Here is a 17,543-nt window from a genome sequence, read left to right as displayed (position 1 = left end):
TTCTGGAGTTATTCCGCCGGGCGAGTGGTGTGCATCAGGTAATTCACGTCGACGTCCCTCGGGTTCAGTTTGTACTGCTTGGTGAGGGGATTGTAGGTCATACCGGTGATGTCGCGCGCTTGCAGGTCCGCTTCACGGACCCAGCGGCCGAGCTCTGACGGGCGGATGAATTTGGCGTATTCGTGGGTGCCCTTGGGGAGCAGGCGCAACACGTACTCTGCGCCAACCACCGCAAACAGCCAGCCTTTTGGCGTGCGGTTGATGGTGGAGAAAAACACATGGCCGCCGGGTTTGACCAGTTTTGCGCAGGCGCGGATCACAGAGGCTGGGTCCGGCACATGCTCCAGCATTTCCAGGCAGGTGACGATGTCGAAGCTGGCAGGAGCTTTCTCGGCGAGCTCCTCTACCAGGATGCGTCGGTAATCAATGGATACACCGCTTTCAAGAGCGTGTAACTTGGCCACATTCAGGGGGGCTTCGCCCATATCGATGCCGGTTACCTCGGCGCCGCGCTGGGCCATGGCTTCCGACAGAATACCGCCGCCACAACCCACATCGAGGAGCTTTTTGCCGGCAACGGGGGCGCGCTGATCAATATAGTTGGCGCGCAGCGGGTTGATCTCGTGCAGGGGTTTGAATTCACCCTGCTGATCCCACCAGCGGCTCGCAAGTTGTTCAAATTTGGCGATTTCCGCCGGATCTACGTTGGTCATTTTGGCCCTGCTTACTTGGACAGACCGGCGATTCTATCACGCCACATCTCTGCCCGTTGCTTCAGTTCGACTTCATTCATCGTGGTGAGCACCCGGTCCTTCAGCAGTTGCTTGCCCGCCACCCACACATTGCGCACGTTGTGGCCGTTGGCGGTGTAAATCAGCTGGGAGGTCGGGTCGTGCAGAGGGTGCTGCTCGATGGCGCTAAGGTCGATCGCGCATAGATCTGCGGCTTTGCCGGCTTCAAGGCTGCCAGTCACTTCATCGATGCCGAGTGCGCGCGCGCCATTGATCGTCGCCATGGCCAGGGCCTGGTGGGCGGGCAGGGCGCTGGCATCGCCGGAAACTGCCTTGGCGAGCAGTGCCGCGGTGTTGGTCTCGATGAGCATGTCGAGGCCATTGTTGCTGGCGGGGCCATCGGTACCGATGGATACATTGATGTCGGCCTCCAGCAGTTTGGCCACCGGGGTGAAACCGGAGGCGAGCTTGAGGTTGGACCTGGGGCAGTGACTGATATGGGCGCCGGTTTTGCTGATCAGGGCAATGTCAGCATCATTTACCGCGGTCATATGTACGCCCAGAAACTGCGGTGACAGTAGTCCCAATTGATGGAGCCGCTCGGTGGGGCGCAGGCCGGTTTCGGCGACTGCTCTTTCCACTTCGCCTGCCGTTTCATGCAGGTGCATTTGTACTGCCATGCCCAGTTCGTCGGCGTAGACGGCAATCTTTTGCAGTGTTGCGTCGCCCACCGTATATGGGGCATGCGGGGCGAAGGCGAGACCAATGCGGCTGTGGGAGCGGTAGTCGTCCCGCAGTGCAAGGCCCTTGTCGATCGCATCCAGGCCATCGCGGGACCAGGCATTGGGAAAGTCGATGATCGGGAAGGCGATTTGTGCGCGAATGCCGGCTTCCCGCGCGGCGGCCGCGGTGGCCTCGGGGAAAAAATACTGATCGGAAAAGGTGGTGGTGCCGCTTCTCAGCATCTCGGCAATGGTCAGGCGGGTACCGTCCCCAACAAACTCGGGACTGACCCATTTTTGCTCCGCCGGCCAGATATGTTTTTCCAGCCAGGTCATCAGCGGCTGGTCGTCGGCGAAACCGCGCAGCAGGCTCATGGCGGCGTGGTTATGGGTGTTGATGAGGCCGGGGATTACCACCTGATTATCCAGCTCGTGTATCGCGCTTGCGGTGAAGCGCACGCGGGCTTCATCGCTTGGCAAAATCGCGGTAATTACGCCGTCCTTGATTGCGATTGAGCAATTTTCATACACGCGCTTCTCAGGCACCACCGGAATGATCCAGCGGGCATGGATCAGAGTGTCGATTGCCTGTGCGCTGTTTGTTTTTTGTGCGGCTTTGCTGGGGTGCGGCTTGTCCATTGTGCGTTTTTTGTTCCGGAAGAAAGGCGCAAACTTTAGCGGTGCCGGCGACGGTGAACAAGTCTGCACAAGTCGTCCTCCTACGCGTCAATTGTGGTAGAATCGCCCGCTTGATCGGGGTCCGTGACTTGCTGGCCCCACCAGTTTCCAGCCTGCTGCTGTATTTACCCATTTGCGGGTGGCGGTTGCAGGTGAAGCCGGGGCCAACCCGCTGGCGGCGTTAACGATAAGGAATGCCTGAAAATATGGGCGAATTAGCCAAAGAAATTTCTCCGATCAATATCGAAGAAGAGCTGAAGCAATCCTACCTCGACTATGCGATGAGTGTGATTGTGGGCCGTGCGCTGCCAGACGTGCGCGACGGGCTCAAGCCGGTTCACCGGCGCGTGCTCTACGCAATGAACGAACTCAAGAACGACTGGAACAAGCCGTACAAAAAATCTGCCCGTGTGGTGGGTGACGTCATCGGTAAATACCACCCGCATGGTGACAGCGCGGTGTACGACACCATCGTGCGTATGGCCCAGCCGTTCTCTCTGCGCTACATGCTGGTAGATGGCCAGGGTAACTTCGGTTCCATCGATGGCGACAGCGCGGCGGCCATGCGATACACCGAAATTCGCATGGACAAGCTGGCGCATGAACTGCTGTCGGACCTGGACAAAGAAACGGTCAACTTTATCGACAACTACGATGGCTCCGAGCAAATGCCGGAAGTGTTGCCATCGCGGGTGCCGAACCTGCTGGTAAACGGTTCTTCCGGTATTGCGGTGGGTATGGCAACCAATATTCCTCCGCACAACCTGAGTGAGGTGGTGAAGGGCTGCCTGGCGCTGATCGACAACAGCGAGTTGTCCGTCGACGAGTTGATGGAATATATCCCGGGCCCGGATTTCCCCACCGGCGCCATCATCAATGGCCGCGCCGGTATCCTGATGGCATACCGCACAGGCCGTGGACGTATCTATATCCGCGCCAAAGCGGAAGTGCTGCGCGATGATAAGTCGGGCCGCGAGACGATCATCATCCATGAGATTCCATACCAGCTGAACAAGGCGCGCCTGATTGAGCGTATTGCCGAGCTGGTAAAAGAGAAGAAGATCGAGGGCATCTCCGAGCTGCGCGACGAGTCGGATAAAGACGGCTTGCGTATTGTTATCGAGCTGAAGCGCGGTGAGCTTGGTGATGTGGTACTGAATAACCTTTATTCCCAGACTCAGCTGGAAAGCGTATTTGGTATCAACATGGTGGCGCTGGTTGATGGCCAGCCTAAGCTGTTGAACCTGAAAGAGCTGCTGGAATACTTCATTCGCCACCGTCAGGAAGTCGTAACTCGCCGTACGGTATATCTGCTGCGTAAAGCGCGTGAGCGCGGGCATATCTTGGAAGGCCTGGCAATTGCCATCTCCAATATCGACCCGGTAATTGAGCTGATCAAGTCCTCTGCTACCCCCGCCGATGCCCGCGAAGCGCTGTTGGCCAAAGGTTGGCCGGTAGGTGATGTGCAGCAGTTCCTGGAGCGTGCTGGTGCCGATGCCTGCCGCCCAGACGACCTGCCGAAAGAATTTGGTATGCGCGATGACGCTTACTACCTGTCGCCAGCCCAGGCACAGGCAATCCTTGAGCTGCGCCTGCACCGTCTGACCGGCATGGAGCACGACAAGCTGCTGGCCGAATACAGTGAGCGTCTGGAGCAGATTGCGGAATACCTGGAAATCCTGGGTAGCCCGGTGCGCTTGATGCAAGTGATTCGCGAAGAGCTGGAAGTGCTGGAAAAAGAGTACGGTGATGAACGTCGTACCGATATCGTGGCTTCCCGCCAGGACCTTTCTGTCGAAGACCTGATTACCCCGGAAGACAAGGTCGTGACCATCTCGCATGGTGGCTACGCCAAGAGCCAGCCGCTGGCGGATTATCAGGCCCAGCGCCGTGGCGGTATGGGTAAGTCGGCGACTCAGGTAAAAGACGAAGATTTCGTCGAGCACCTGCTGATTGCCAACTCCCACGACACCATTTTGTGCTTCTCCAACAAGGGTAAAGTGTACTGGCTGAAGGTGTACGAAGTGCCTACTGCCGGTCGTGCCTCCCGTGGCCGTCCGATGGTGAACATGCTGCCGCTGGAAGAAGACGAGCGTATCAGCAGCATGATGCCGGTGTCGGAATACGATGAAGACCACTTTATTTTCTTTGCGACCGCGAACGGTACCGTGAAGAAAACGCCGCTGACGGCATTTGCGCGTCCACGTAGCGTGGGCCTGCGCGCAATCGAACTGGAAGAAACCGATCGCCTGGTGGCAACTGCCATTACCGACGGCAGCCGTGATGTGCTGCTGTTGACCAGTGCTGGTAAGGCGGCGCGTTTTGCTGAAGAAAACGTTCGCTCTATGGGGCGTGTTTCCCGTGGTGTGCGCGGTATCCGCATGGCCGAAGGCGTTTCCGTGATCTCCATGGTGATCCCGGAAGAGGGCGGCTCGGTGATGATGGTGACCGAGAATGGTTACGGCAAGCGCACTGCCACCGCCGACTTCCCCACCAAGGGGCGCGGCACCCAGGGTGTCATCGCGATCGCTGAAAGTGAGCGCAACGGTGCGCTGGTTGGCGCCTGTCAGGTGCACCCGGCTGAAGAAATTATGCTGATTTCCGATCAGGGTACGCTGGTGCGAACCCGTGTCGACGAGGTTTCTGTTCTGGGTCGTAATACCCAGGGTGTGCGTGTCATTCGCTTGAAGAGTGGCGAGCAACTAGTGGGCCTGGCGCGGATTCAGGAAGCCGATGATGAAGAAGGTGAGGCGGCCGGAGACGGCGCTGCCGAGGAGTAACCTCTGATCCCGATTTATCTAAAAAAAGGCTGCGATTCTTCGCGGCCTTTTTTGACTTTAACGGCCGGCATTTCCGTGTTGGCGAAAGCTCTGTAATCGACAGGGGTGGAAACGAGGTTTGTGGATCTCGCAATTCGGCCTCTGGCCAAAGTTTTAATCCAATCTGTTTTCTCTGTGGAAGTGAATCAATGAGAAAGTTTAATTTCTGTGCGGGACCTGCGGCGTTGCCGGAGCCGGTATTACAGCAGGCACAGGAAGAATTGCTGGACTGGCAGGGGCTGGGCTGTTCCGTTATGGAGGTCAGCCACCGCTCGCCAGAATTTACCCAGGTGGCGGAAACTGCCGAGCAGGACCTGCGGGATTTGCTGGCAATTCCAGATAACTACAAGGTGCTGTTCCTGCAGGGCGGGGCAACGGGCCAGTTTAGTGCCATACCCTGGAACCTGTTTGGGGGTGCCAGCAAAACGGCAGACTATATCCATACCGGGCAGTGGGCCGCCAAGGCGATCAAAGAAGCGCGCCGCTACGGTAACGTGAATATTGTGGCGTCTTCCGAGGATCAGAACTTCAGCTACGCGCCGGCGGCGGATAGCTGGCAGGAAAGTGCCGATGCCGCTTACTTCCACTATACGCCGAACGAAACAATCGGCGGTGTAGAGTTTCCCTATATCCCGGCAGTGAAAAGCCCGCTGGTAGCCGATATGTCGTCGACCATTCTCTCGCAGCCCATCCCGGTCGATAAATTTGGTTTTATCTATGCCGGGGCACAAAAGAACATTGGCCCGTCCGGTATCGCGGTAGGTATCGTGCGTGATGACCTGCTTGATCGTGCGCTGCCTGATATTCCGCGCAGTCTGAACTGGAAAATTGCCGCTGACGGCGGGTCCATGGACAACACGCCGCCGACCTTTGCCTGGTACCTGTCTGGTCTGGTGTTCAAGTGGCTGAAGGCCCAGGGCGGGGTGCCGGCAATGGCAGAACTCAGCAAGCAAAAGTCTGCATTGCTGTACGAATTCCTTGATCGCAGTGCGTTTTTCTCCAGCCCGGTGGCGAAGGAAAGTCGCTCGCGTATGAATGTGCCCTTTGTGCTTGCCGATGAAAAGTTGGACAAGCAATTCCTGCAACAGTCGGAAGCGGCAGGGCTGCTCAACCTGAAAGGGCATCGCTCTGTGGGTGGTATGCGGGCGTCCCTTTACAACGCTGTGCCCCTGGAGGCGGTCGAGGCCCTGGTGGCCTTTATGGCCGATTTTGAACAGCGCCGAGGTTGATAAGCGCCTTTGTGGCGACTGAGTAATGGATTTTACGAATTTAGGCGAGAGTTATGTCTGAAGATAAGCCAAAGCAGGATCCGCGCCTGCTGGAACTCCGCGACCGCATCGATGGCCTCGATAGCGATATCGCGCGACTGATTTCCGAGCGTGCCAATTGCGCGCTGGAAGTTGCTGAAGTCAAAAAGAGCAATGGCGAGGATGCGTTGTATTATCGCCCGGAGCGCGAAGCCCAGGTGTTGCGTCGCGCGATGCAGCGCAATGCCGGTCCGCTGACCGACGAAGAAATGGCGCGCTTGTTTCGTGAAATCATGTCGGCGTGTCTGGCATTAGAAGAGCCAATTAAAGCGGCGTATCTTGGTCCGGAAGGCACCTTCACCCAGCAGGCCGCGCTCAAGCATTTCGGCCACTCTGCGGTGTCCAAGCCATTGGCGGCGATTGACGAGGTGTTCCGCGAGGTGGAGGCCGGGGCGGTTAATTACGGTGTGGTGCCGGTAGAGAATTCGACCGAGGGGGTAGTGAACCATACCCTCGATAACTTTATGACCTCCAACCTGAAAATTTGTGGAGAGGTAGAGTTGCGGATTCATCAGCACCTGATGATTTCCGATATTACCCGTAAGGATTCCATTACCCGTATTTACTCCCATGCGCAGAGCCTGGCGCAGTGCCGCAAGTGGCTGGATTCCTACTACCCGAACGTGGAGCGCGTGGCGGTTGCCAGCAATGCGGAAGCTGCAAAGCGCGTTAAGGGTGAGTGGAATGCAGCAGCTATTGCCGGTGATATGGCGGCCGATCTGTATGGCCTCAAGATTCTCAATGAAAAAATTGAGGACCGCCCGGATAACTCGACCCGATTCCTGATCATCGGATCCCAGGAAGTGCCGCCAAGCGGCGACGACAAAACGTCGCTGATGGTGTCTATGCGCAACGAGCCGGGTGCGCTGCACGACCTGCTGGTGCCGTTCCAGAACCACAATATTGACCTGACCCGAGTGGAAACCCGTCCTTCACAAAGCGGTAACTGGACCTACGTGTTCTTTATTGATTTTGTCGGCCACCGCGACAGCGAAAATGTGGCGGCGGCGCTGAAAGATGTGGGTGCCTGCGCGTCCGATATGAAGGTGCTTGGCTCCTACCCGCGCGGAGTGCTGTAAATGTCGGCAATGGATGGTGCTGCTGGGGGGGAAGTCTCGGGCCAGATTGGCCGCCTGGTTGTCGTTGGGATTGGGCTGATTGGTGGCAGTTTGGCGCTGGGCCTGAAGGCCGCCAGTGGTTGTCGTGAGATCATCGGTGTTGCGCGCCGTCAGCAAACCTGCGACCAGGCGGTTGGGCTGGGCGTGGTGGATCGTGCAGTTACCGATATTGCCCAAGTGCTTCCCGAGCTGGAAGCGGGTGATGTGATTTTTGTTGCCGTGCCCACGCTGACGGTTGAGGCGGTATTCACGCAATTGAAGGATAATTTGCCCGCTGGTGTGACGGTTACCGATGGTGCGAGCGTGAAGGGCAGCGTGGTTGCCGCAGCGCAAAATGTCTGGGGTGAGGCGCCGGAGTTTCTGGTGCCCGGTCATCCGATCGCGGGGTCTGAGCAGAGTGGTGTGACCGCCGCGCGCGACGATTTGTATATCGCCCACCGCATTATTCTCACGCCGCTTGAAAATACTGCTCCAGCGCATATCCAGCGTATCCAGCGTATGTGGCAGGCGGTAGGTGCAGAAGTGCTCAGTATGCCTGTGGTCGAGCACGATGAAGTGCTGGCGGCGACCAGCCACCTGCCGCACGTGATTGCATTCGGCCTGGTGGATACTCTCGCCCACGATGCGGAAAACGAGAATATCTTCCGTTATGCCGCTGGCGGCTTCCGCGACTTTACCCGGATTGCTTCCAGTGACCCGGTGATGTGGCGAGACATTATGCTGGCCAATCGCGATGCCATTTTAAAATCGATCGATCTCTACACCTCCAACCTGGGTTCCTTGCGCAGTGCCATTGCCAGCGGCGACAGCGAACACCTGATGGGGGTTTTTACCCGGGCCAAGGCGGCGCGGGATCACTTTACGAAAATGCTGGCCAAAAAAGCGTATACGGAAACTATGGAAGCGAAGGAAGTAACTTTTATCGCCCAACCGGGCGGTGCGGTAAATGGTGATTTGCGAGTGCCGGGTGACAAGTCCATGTCGCATCGCTCAATTATGTTGGGCTCCCTGGCAGATGGGGTCACCGAGGTGGAAGGGTTCCTGGAGGGAGAGGATGCCCTGGCCACGCTGCAGTCGTTCCGCGACATGGGCGTTGTCATTGAAGGGCCGGTAAATGGCCGGGTCACCATCCACGGGGTAGGCATGCACGGCCTGCAGGCGCCCCCTGGGCCGCTCTACGTTGGTAACTCTGGCACTTCCATGCGACTGCTCGCGGGTCTGCTGGCTGGGCAGCAGTTCGATACGGTATTGACCGGGGATGAGTCTCTGTCCAAGCGTCCGATGAATCGTGTAGCCAACCCTCTGCGCGAAATGGGTGCCGTCGTCGAGACCGGCGAAGAGGGGCGGCCGCCGCTCAAGATCCGTGGCGGCAATGCCTTGAAAGCCATTGATTACACCTTGCTCATGGCGAGTGCCCAGGTGAAGTCCTGTGTGCTGCTGGCGGGCCTGTATGCCGATGGTGAAACCAGTACGACTGAGCCGGCGCCTACCCGCGACCACACCGAGCGGATGTTGTCCGGCTTTGGTTACGATGTGCGCCGTGACGGCCCGCGCGCGAGCCTGCAGGGTGGTGGCAAATTGGCGGCCTGCCATATCGATGTACCGGCAGATATCTCCTCCGCGACCTTCTTTATGGTGGCGGCGTCCATTGCCCCGGGATCCGATGTGTTGCTGCAGCATGTGGGTATCAACCCAACGCGCGATGGCGCCATCAATATCCTGCGTGCCATGGGTGCCGACATTACTCTGCAGAACACGCGCGAAGTAGGCGGTGAGCCGGTGGCGGACATTCGCGTGCGCTACGCGCCTTTAAAAGGCATCAAGATTCCCGAAGACCAGGTGCCCCTGGCCATCGATGAATTCCCGGCAATCTTTGTTGCGGCATCCTGCGCCGAGGGTGAAACCGTATTGACTGGAGCGGAAGAGCTGCGGGTGAAAGAGAGTGACCGAATTCAGGCGATGGCCGACGGCCTCAAGATCCTGGGTGTGGATGCCGAGCCGACACCCGATGGCATTGTGATTCAGGGTAAAGGTGCGAGCGACCAGTCTGCCGTATTTGGTGGTGGCGAGGTGGATAGCCTGGGCGATCACCGTATTGCCATGTCGTTCGCGGTGGCCGCCCTGCGCGCCGGAGCAGATATTCGAATCAAGCACTGCGCCAATGTGGCGACATCCTTCCCTAATTTCGCCGAGCTGGCTCGGGGGGCGGGGATGAATCTCGAGGTGTGCTAGCCGCACCTGTCTTCGATGGGGTGCGCTGAGCGCACCTCGACAAATTTTTCTGCCAACTGCAATACCAGCCAACTAAAGTAGTATCGAATTAGTGATGACTGATATGACCACCAACGCTTCAACATCCGCCGAACGCTTGCCCGTACCGGTTGTGACCATCGACGGCCCAAGTGGCTCGGGTAAGGGCACCATCGCCAAGCTGCTGGCCGACAAGCTCGGCTTTTCTCTGTTGGATTCCGGTGCCTTGTACCGCCTGACCGCGCTGGCGGCGCTGAATGCCAATGCTGATCTGGATGATGAGTCAGTGGTGGCGAGTATTGCCGCTAATCTGGATATCCGCTTTGCCATCGCCGATGGTGAGGTGAGTGCGGTTCTGGCGGGCGAGGATGTCAGTCGCGATATCCGCATGGAGCGGGTCAGCATGGCGGCGTCCAAAGTAGCCGCGTTGCCGGCGGTGCGCGACGCGTTGCTGCAGCGCCAGCGTGACTTCCGTGCGATGCCGGGGCTGGTGGCTGACGGGCGTGACATGGGCACAACCGTGTTTCCCGACGCGCCGGTCAAGGTGTTTTTGACCGCCAGTGCGGAAGAGCGGGCGCGCCGTCGTTTCGACCAGTTGCAGGGTAGGGGGGTTTCTGTTAGCCTCCGCGACCTGCTGGAGGACATCCGCGCCCGTGACGAGCGGGATATGAACCGCGCAGCCTCCCCTTTAGCCCCGGCAGAAGATGCTGTGGTGCTGGATAGCACGGACATCGATATTGACGGTGTTCTGCAAAAAGTGCTCGAACTGGTACAAAAAAACATCCGTTGAGCCAGACTGGAAACAGTTTTTTAGAATTTGATTTTTTAACAACAGCGGCCGGGGTCAGCCAGAATTGCCCGGCCGCTGTTGTAATCTAACCCGCGTTCTGGCGGCGCGGCGGGGTCTGAGCTGAAGATTGACTACGTTTTACAGTCATCCACGGCCGGGCCTACCCAAATAGGTATGAGTAATGACCGAGAACTTTGCTGAGTTATTTGAAGAAAGCTTGAAGAGTGTTGAGATGGCGCCTGGCGCTATCGTGACCGGTATGGTTATCGACATCGATAAAGACTGGGTAACCGTTCACGCGGGCCTGAAGTCTGAAGGTGTGATTCCTGCAGAGCAGTTCAAAAACGAAAAAGGCGAAGTCGATCTGCAGATCGGCGACGAAGTACAGGTTGCCCTGGAAGCCGTAGAAGATGGCTTCGGTGAAACCCGTCTGTCCCGCGAAAAAGCCAAGCGCGCTGAAGCCTGGAAAATCCTCGACGCTGCACACGCTGCAGACGAAGTGGTTAAAGGTGTTATCAGCGGCAAGGTTAAGGGTGGCTTTACTGTTGACGTTGCCAATATCCGCGCGTTCCTGCCGGGTTCCCTGGTAGACGTTCGTCCGGTTCGCGATACCGCGCACCTGGAAGGCAAAGAGCTCGACTTCAAAGTGATCAAGCTGGACGCCAAGCGCAACAACGTTGTTGTTTCCCGTCGCGCCGTAATGGAAGCAGCGAACAGCGAAGAGCGTGAAGCACTGCTGGCCAGCCTGCAAGAAGGCATGGCGATCAAGGGTATCGTGAAGAACCTGACCGACTACGGTGCATTCGTAGATCTGGGCGGTATCGACGGCCTGCTGCACATCACTGATATGGCTTGGAAGCGCATCAAGCATCCGAGCGAGATCGTGAATGTTGGCGACGAAATCGAAGTAAAAGTACTGAAGTTCGACCGCGAGCGCAGCCGTGTATCCCTGGGCCTGAAGCAGCTGGGCGAAGATCCTTGGGTATCCATCAAGCAGCGTTACCCGGAAAACAGCCGCGTGAAGGCTGTGATCACCAACCTGACCGACTACGGCTGCTTCGCCGAGCTGGAAGAAGGTGTGGAAGGCCTGGTACATGTTTCCGAAATGGATTGGACCAACAAGAACATTCACCCGTCCAAAGTTGTCAACGTTGGCGACGAGGTAGAGGTAATGATTCTGGATATCGACGAAGAGCGTCGTCGCATCTCCCTGGGTATCAAGCAGTGTCAGGAAAATCCGTGGGATGCCTTCGCGCGTAAATTCGCTAAGGGCGACAAGATCTCCGGTAAGATCAAGTCCATCACTGACTTCGGTATCTTCATCGGTCTAGACGGCAGCATCGACGGTCTGGTTCACCTGTCCGACATCTCCTGGAACGAAGCGGGCGAAGAAGCTGTTCGCAAGTTCAAGAAAGGTGACGAGCTGGAAACCGTTATCCTGGGTATCGACTCCGACCGCGAGCGTATCTCCCTGGGTATCAAGCAGCTGGAATCCGATCCGTTCTCTGATTACGTAACCACTAACGATCGCGGCAGCATCGTTACCGGTGTAATCAAAGAAGTTGACGCCAAGCAGGCTATCATCACCCTGGCGGACGAAGTAGAAGGCGTTCTGCGCGCTTCTGAAATCAGCCGCGACAAGGTTGAAGATGCCCGTAACGCCCTGAAAGAAGGCGAAGAAGTTGAGACCAAGATCACCAGCGTGGATCGCAAGAACCGCGTGATCAGCCTCTCCATCAAAGCCAAGGATCAGGACGACGAGAAGCAGGCCATTAAGGATCACAGCAAGAAGCAAGCTGAACAGGTTCAGCCGGCGACTATCGGTGACCTGATCAAGGCCCAGATGAATAACAAGGACTAATAGTTCTCTGTTATTGATGGCTTCTGCTCAATGAGTTGAGGCTATGTGAAAGCCGGACTGGGGTTGCCCAGTCCGGCTTTCTATTAGATGATTGCCGCTATTCCAGAATAATCAATGACTTAGAAAGGATTGCGGATAGCATGACCAAGTCTGAACTGATCGAAAAGATCGCTCTGCGGTTGGATCAGCTGCCGGTGAAGGATGTGGAACTGGCGGTTAAAGTCATGCTGGACACGATGTCGAGTGTTCTGGCTGAAGGGGAGCGGATAGAGATTCGTGGTTTTGGCAGTTTCTCACTGCACTACCGTGCGCCGCGGACCGGGCGTAACCCAAAAACCGGTGACTCCGTCGAGCTGGCGGGGAAATATGTGCCTCACTTCAAACCGGGAAAAGAGCTTAGGGATAGAGTTAACCAGCAAATGCAGCGCGATACGCTAGAGAGTGCGTAATTGCCGAGCTGGGCACAGTGGACTAACACTGTAACGGAATTTAGATTTTCACACTTCTTCCGGAATCGGAGGTTCGTTTGTCATTTCTGCGCTGGATATCGCGTTTATTGTTCGGGATATTGGCCCTGGTGTGCATAGCGCTGGGTGTCTATTTTGCCGTCGATAACCCCGAAAGTATTACCCCACGGTTTGCCGGCTACCCCTTGTTTGCCGGTAGCGTCGGGTTCTGGCTCATTGGTTTCCTGTTGATCGGCGCATTATTGGGCTTTTGGGCTAGTTTGCTGCCATATTGGACCGAGCGCCATCGGGTCAAGGCGCTGGAGCGCCAGCTGCTGCGCACCGAGCGCGAATTGCACACGGTTCGCCGACAGGTTGCTGGAGACTAAATTGAGCGACCTGACCTTTTTTATCTTCATTTTTGCGGCCATCGGCATTGGATGGTATCTGGGCCGTAAAAGTGGCAAAAAGAAAGGTGCCAAGAACCGGCAGCACAAGGCCCTGGCACAATCTTACGCCCAGGGACTGAATTACCTGCTTAGCGAGCGTCACGATGATGCCATCGAAAAGTTTATCGATGGTCTCGAGGTGAGCAGCGCTACCTTCGAAACCCATCTGGCGCTGGGTAACCTCCTGCGCCGCCGGGGCGAACATGACCAGGCCATCCGGGTCCATCAGAACCTGCTGGCGCGCCCCAGTCTTAACCGCATCAGCCAGCAAAAAGCACAGTTGGAGCTGGCGCGAGATTATATTGCCGCCGGTTGGCTGGATCGGGCTGAGCGCCTGCTGCAAGAACTCGTGGAGACCTCATCGGAGCTGCGCAGCACCAGCCTCGAATACCTGATTGAGGTGTACCGAGACGAGCGTGAGTGGGCCAAGGGGATTCACGCGGTCAATCTGCTGCATGGGCGTCGCTTCAAGCGTTTGCCCAGCGAGTGGGCGCCCATTCAGGCCCACTTTTGCTGTGAGTTGGCAGAAGAGGCCATCAATGCGAAGGATTACCTGAGCGCGCGAAAGCATATTGATGCGGCGCTCGGTTATGATCGCCACTCGGTGCGCGCGAACCTGTTACTGGGCCGCCTGGAGCATATTCTGGGGCGGCCTCAGGAGGCTATTCGGGTACTGGAGCGAGTACCGAAACAGAACCCGGATTACATTCCTGAAATTCTCGAGTTGCTGATTACTTGTTACGAAGCGATTGGGGATGAGCGCGGTCTCGAGCACTATCTCGAGGGTTTGCAAAAAGAACACCCCTCCAACAGTGTGCTTATTGCGCTGACGGATCGTATTCATCAGCAGCAGAGTGAGACGGAAGCTGCTGCTTATATGGGTAAGCAGTTGGCCATGCGACCTTCACTGCGGGGCTTGGGGCACTTCCTCAATCTCCATATCGATAGCACCGAGGGGCGTGCGCGGGACAATCTGTTCCTGCTGAAGAGCTTGATCGACCAATTGATCGCGAGCAGGCCTCACTATCGTTGCAACAATTGCGGTTTCTCCGGCAATCAATTGCACTGGCTATGCCCCAGCTGCAAGCGCTGGGACACTGTCCGTTCGGTAAAAGGTATTGAGGGCGAGTAACGTTCGTTACTGCCTTTTACCTATCATCACATCCAAACACTGAGGTGTTCTTTGACTGATTCTGTTTCTTCTCCTGTCATCGTGGCATTGGATTACGATAATGCGGAAGATGCCCTGGCAATGGCCGGGCGACTCGACCCCGCGATCTGCCGGGTCAAAGTGGGTAAAGAGCTGTTTACGATTGCCGGTCCTGACTTGGTGCGCAAGTTGGTCGCGAGCGGCTTCGAGGTTTTTCTGGATCTCAAGTTTCATGATATTCCCAATACCGTTGCCGCGGCGGTACGCGCTGCGGCTAATCTCGGGGTCTGGATGGTGAATGTCCATGCTTCCGGAGGCGAACGCATGATGCGCGCAGCCCGCGAAGCGCTGGAGCCGCTTGGGGACAAGCGCCCGCTGCTTATCGGTGTAACGGTGCTCACCAGTACCGCGGAAGAAGAGTTGGCACCAGTGGGTGTGACGCGCGGGTTAAATGCACAAGTGGTTGCGCTGGCAAAACTTGCCAAAGAGAGTGGCCTGGACGGCGTGGTATGTTCCGCACGCGAGGCGGGTGCGCTGAAAGCGGAGTGCGGTAAAGGGTTTGCTTTGGTCACACCCGGGATTCGTCCAGCGGGTTCAGCGGCCGATGATCAGCGCAGAATCGTCACACCAGTCGATGCGGTCAAAGGTGGATCGGATTATTTGGTCATCGGCCGTCCCATTACTGGGGCTGAAAACCCTGGTGATGCGCTGGACGCAATTGTTGATGGGTTGCGGGACATCCAGAATTGATACGGCTGTGCCGTGTAGGTGACGCGGCGTAATCCGCTGTAATGGCGTGTAATCGCCTGGCGGTCAAAAACTGCTGGATTGTTTGGTAAAGTCACTGCGCCTGTGGAGTTTGTTGGTCCCACGGATTGAAGACCAAAGCACGCTGATGGATGCCTGGGTGAAAGCTGAAATGGATCGGCGCCCAAGATCAGCGCATTAATGACTGCAAGAAAAAGGATTTTGTTATGAAGTTGTTTCGTGTACCTGCTGCCGTATTGATCGCCATTGCGCTGACGTTGAGTGCGCTACCTTCCATGGCTGCGGAAGAGGCGATGGTAAAGGAAGTGCAAGTTGTGAGCCTGAATAAGGCTACCGCGGAGGAGCTGGCAGATGCCCTGGAGGGTGTCGGGGTAGCCCGCGCGGAATTAATTGTGCAATACCGGGAAGAGAATGGCAGTTTTTCCAGTGTGGAAGAGCTACTGGAGATCAAGGGTATCGGGGTAGTTACGCTGGAGAAGAATAAAGATCGAATCCAGCTGTAAGTAATCGACAAGGACAGCGCCTGAGGGCGCTGTCTTTTTTTCTGCTTGAGAGATGTTGTAAAGAATGCGTTGGGTGATTATTGGGAGCTCTGGCTATATCGGTTCTGCACTGAGTCGCTACCTATTGGCGACTGGAGATCCTGTTGTATCCGTGTCTCGTCGCCCCTCCGGTCCACAAGGGGCTTTTCATCATCAAGTGGAAACGCTGAGCGCAAAAGATTGTGCGGGTCTGTTTGTGGCGGGTGATAGGGTCATTTACGCGGCCGGTATGGCTTCGGTCCGCGAATGCCGGCAACAGCCGGGCGCGGCTGAATTGGTAAACTGTCGTTTCCCTGGCGAACTGCTCGGCGCTGCGGCAGCTGCCCAGGCCGACTCATTTTTATATTTGTCCAGTGTAAAAGCGGTTACGCCACCCAGTGGCCAGCTGGCGCGCGAGTATGAGGGGCAGCCCGCCAGTGATGTCTACGGTGGGAGCAAATGGCGTGCGGAGCAGCAATTGCTTGCGTCACCGGCAGAGATTCGTGTCAACGTGCTGCGCCCCGCGGCCGTTTATGGTGAGTGTGAGAATGGATCTGGCGCAGGGCAGGCTGATGTGCATCCCGTCGCCGCGAAGAGGGTGATGGCTTGGCGACAAAAGTTTCGCGTGTGGGGACGTTTCATCCCGCGGGTTCCCACCACTGGCTTCCGCAGTTTTGTCGCCCTGGGTGACCTGCTTGACGCTATTCGGTTGATTGTTGAGTCTCGTTGTGACCGCGAGGTTTTTATTGCTGCAGAGCCGCAGTATTGCGACCTAAGTGTAATTGGCTCTGCGGCCAGTGGCCGTACCATGAAGAACAGTGATTTTTTGACCGCAATAGTGGGGTTGGTGGCCCGGTCACTGTCCGTAATGGGAGTTAAGTCGGGTTTGCTTGAAGTGGGGCGGAGCGAGCTTTATAGTTCCGCCCGACTAAGAACCACGCTGAATTGGCGGCCCGTGCGGCGCTATCGCCAATTCTTGCAAGCGGTAAATGAGGGCAGTTGATGGGTGTGGTTCCGGAGCAGTGGGTGACACTGTTCGTTTCGTGTGCAGTTGCGGGTGTTGTTGCACTGGTGGTGTTGCGCATTCTTTTATCGCGATTGCGTCAATTTGCGCTGGATACGCCAAATCACCGCTCTTTGCATGAGACGCCGGTCCCTAGAACCGGCGGTTGGGCGTTGCTGGGTGGCACCGCAGCTGGCTTGCTGGTGAGTGGGGCATCGATTTCTTTTGGCACTTTTTTTGCTTTTTTTCTGTTGCTGAGTATTTCACTGGCGGATGACTTGCGCCCGCTGAGTGCACGGTTACGATTCTCTGTTCAAATTTTATCCGTCTGTATTTTGTTGTACGAAATACTTCCTGTTCCGGTAGGGCAAGGTGTCTGGGGAACTGCATGGTTGTTGTGGCCAGTTTTGCTGCTAACGGGCGTGTGGGTTGTCAATCTGTACAACTTTATGGATGGCATGGATGGCTTCGCGGGAAGTATGACGGCCATCGGTTTTGCTGCGCTTGCGGTGATCAGTTTCTGGCGTGGCGCGGCGGACCTGGGGAGTCTTTGCCTGTTGGTGGTCGTCAGTAGTGTCGTTTTTTTGCACTACAATTGGCCGCAGGCGCAAATTTTTCTGGGGGATGCCGGCTCAACGGTGATTGGGTTGGCGGTGTTTGCTGTGAGTGTCGTCGGCTGGCGGCAAGAGGTTTGGGGGCCGCTTGTTCCGCTACTGATATTCCTGCCATTTTGGCTCGATGCAACGGCAACGCTGCTGATCAGGATATTCCGCGGGGAGCGGTGGTGGGAAGCCCATCGCCAGCACCTGTATCAGCGGATGGCGTTAAAACATGGCGTCAAAGTGTCGTTGCGAATTGAGCTAGCCGTGATGGTTAGCACGTCGCTTGCGGCTTTATTGCTTGTAAAATTGGGTATGGCATAAGAACACC

At 56.7% G+C, this 17,543-nt stretch carries 15 protein-coding genes; 13 read left to right on the top strand and 2 right to left on the bottom strand.

The window, feature by feature from the left end; translation table 11 throughout:
* Positions 1-8: 8 nt before the first annotated feature.
* On the bottom strand, positions 9-713 hold the full coding sequence (gene ubiG, locus AS89_RS0105465; RefSeq protein ID WP_010131415.1) for a bifunctional 2-polyprenyl-6-hydroxyphenol methylase/3-demethylubiquinol 3-O-methyltransferase UbiG: 705 nt from the start codon (positions 711-713) through the stop codon (positions 9-11).
* A gap of 11 nt (positions 714-724) precedes the next feature.
* The gene (locus AS89_RS0105460; RefSeq protein WP_010131414.1) at positions 725-2,092 is read right to left on the bottom strand and encodes a TRZ/ATZ family hydrolase; all 1,368 of its coding nucleotides are present in this window, start codon (positions 2,090-2,092) and stop codon (positions 725-727) included.
* A 245-nt stretch (positions 2,093-2,337) separates the two neighbouring features.
* Between AS89_RS0105460 and gyrA the strand changes: the two genes are divergently transcribed.
* From gyrA to AS89_RS16970, 13 genes are all read left to right on the top strand, one after another.
* The gene (gyrA, locus tag AS89_RS0105455; protein WP_010131413.1) at positions 2,338-4,911 is read left to right on the top strand and encodes a DNA gyrase subunit A; all 2,574 of its coding nucleotides are present in this window, start codon (positions 2,338-2,340) and stop codon (positions 4,909-4,911) included.
* Between the two features lie 188 nt (positions 4,912-5,099).
* A complete protein-coding gene (gene serC, locus AS89_RS0105450; protein ID WP_010131411.1) occupies positions 5,100-6,179 on the top strand; it encodes a 3-phosphoserine/phosphohydroxythreonine transaminase in 1,080 nt (359 codons plus the stop codon).
* Positions 6,180-6,232: 53 nt separating this feature from the next.
* Positions 6,233-7,336 carry a prephenate dehydratase gene (gene pheA, locus AS89_RS0105445; RefSeq protein WP_010131409.1) on the top strand — a complete coding sequence of 368 codons (1,104 nt, stop codon included), beginning with the start codon at positions 6,233-6,235 and terminating at the stop codon, positions 7,334-7,336.
* Positions 7,337-9,607, top strand: coding sequence for a bifunctional prephenate dehydrogenase/3-phosphoshikimate 1-carboxyvinyltransferase (locus tag AS89_RS0105440; protein WP_010131408.1), 2,271 nt, complete (start codon positions 7,337-7,339; stop codon positions 9,605-9,607).
* Positions 9,608-9,701: 94 nt separating this feature from the next.
* Positions 9,702-10,415: a (d)CMP kinase gene (gene cmk / locus AS89_RS0105435; protein ID WP_010131406.1), complete on the top strand. Its 714-nt coding sequence runs from the start codon at positions 9,702-9,704 to the stop codon at positions 10,413-10,415.
* Between the two features lie 181 nt (positions 10,416-10,596).
* Positions 10,597-12,276, top strand: coding sequence for a 30S ribosomal protein S1 (gene rpsA, locus AS89_RS0105430; RefSeq protein ID WP_010131405.1), 1,680 nt, complete (start codon positions 10,597-10,599; stop codon positions 12,274-12,276).
* A 140-nt stretch (positions 12,277-12,416) separates the two neighbouring features.
* Positions 12,417-12,725 (top strand): integration host factor subunit beta, encoded by a 309-nt coding sequence (gene ihfB / locus AS89_RS0105425; protein ID WP_010131404.1) that lies wholly within the window; start codon positions 12,417-12,419, stop codon positions 12,723-12,725.
* A gap of 77 nt (positions 12,726-12,802) precedes the next feature.
* The gene (locus tag AS89_RS0105420; protein WP_237709634.1) at positions 12,803-13,111 is read left to right on the top strand and encodes a LapA family protein; all 309 of its coding nucleotides are present in this window, start codon (positions 12,803-12,805) and stop codon (positions 13,109-13,111) included.
* Position 13,112: 1 nt separating this feature from the next.
* Complete coding sequence (gene lapB, locus AS89_RS0105415; protein WP_010131401.1) at positions 13,113-14,303, top strand: lipopolysaccharide assembly protein LapB; 1,191 nt, start codon at positions 13,113-13,115, stop codon at positions 14,301-14,303.
* 51 nt (positions 14,304-14,354) lie between these two features.
* Complete coding sequence (gene pyrF, locus AS89_RS0105410; protein ID WP_010131400.1) at positions 14,355-15,071, top strand: orotidine-5'-phosphate decarboxylase; 717 nt, start codon at positions 14,355-14,357, stop codon at positions 15,069-15,071.
* A 224-nt stretch (positions 15,072-15,295) separates the two neighbouring features.
* Positions 15,296-15,592, top strand: a complete 297-nt coding sequence (locus tag AS89_RS0105405) for a ComEA family DNA-binding protein (protein WP_010131399.1) — start codon at positions 15,296-15,298, stop codon at positions 15,590-15,592.
* A gap of 73 nt (positions 15,593-15,665) precedes the next feature.
* A complete protein-coding gene (locus AS89_RS18130) occupies positions 15,666-16,613 on the top strand; it encodes an NAD-dependent epimerase/dehydratase family protein (protein ID WP_158217342.1) in 948 nt (315 codons plus the stop codon).
* A 23-nt stretch (positions 16,614-16,636) separates the two neighbouring features.
* Positions 16,637-17,536: an MraY family glycosyltransferase gene (locus tag AS89_RS16970; RefSeq protein ID WP_158217341.1), complete on the top strand. Its 900-nt coding sequence runs from the start codon at positions 16,637-16,639 to the stop codon at positions 17,534-17,536.
* Positions 17,537-17,543 lie beyond the last annotated feature (7 nt).

The organism is Microbulbifer agarilyticus S89, assembly GCF_000220505.1.
Taxonomy (GTDB): Bacteria; Pseudomonadota; Gammaproteobacteria; order Pseudomonadales; family Cellvibrionaceae; genus Microbulbifer; species Microbulbifer agarilyticus_B.
Note: the sequence above shows the minus strand (reverse complement) of the source record. Positions and strands in the feature narration are given on the sequence as shown.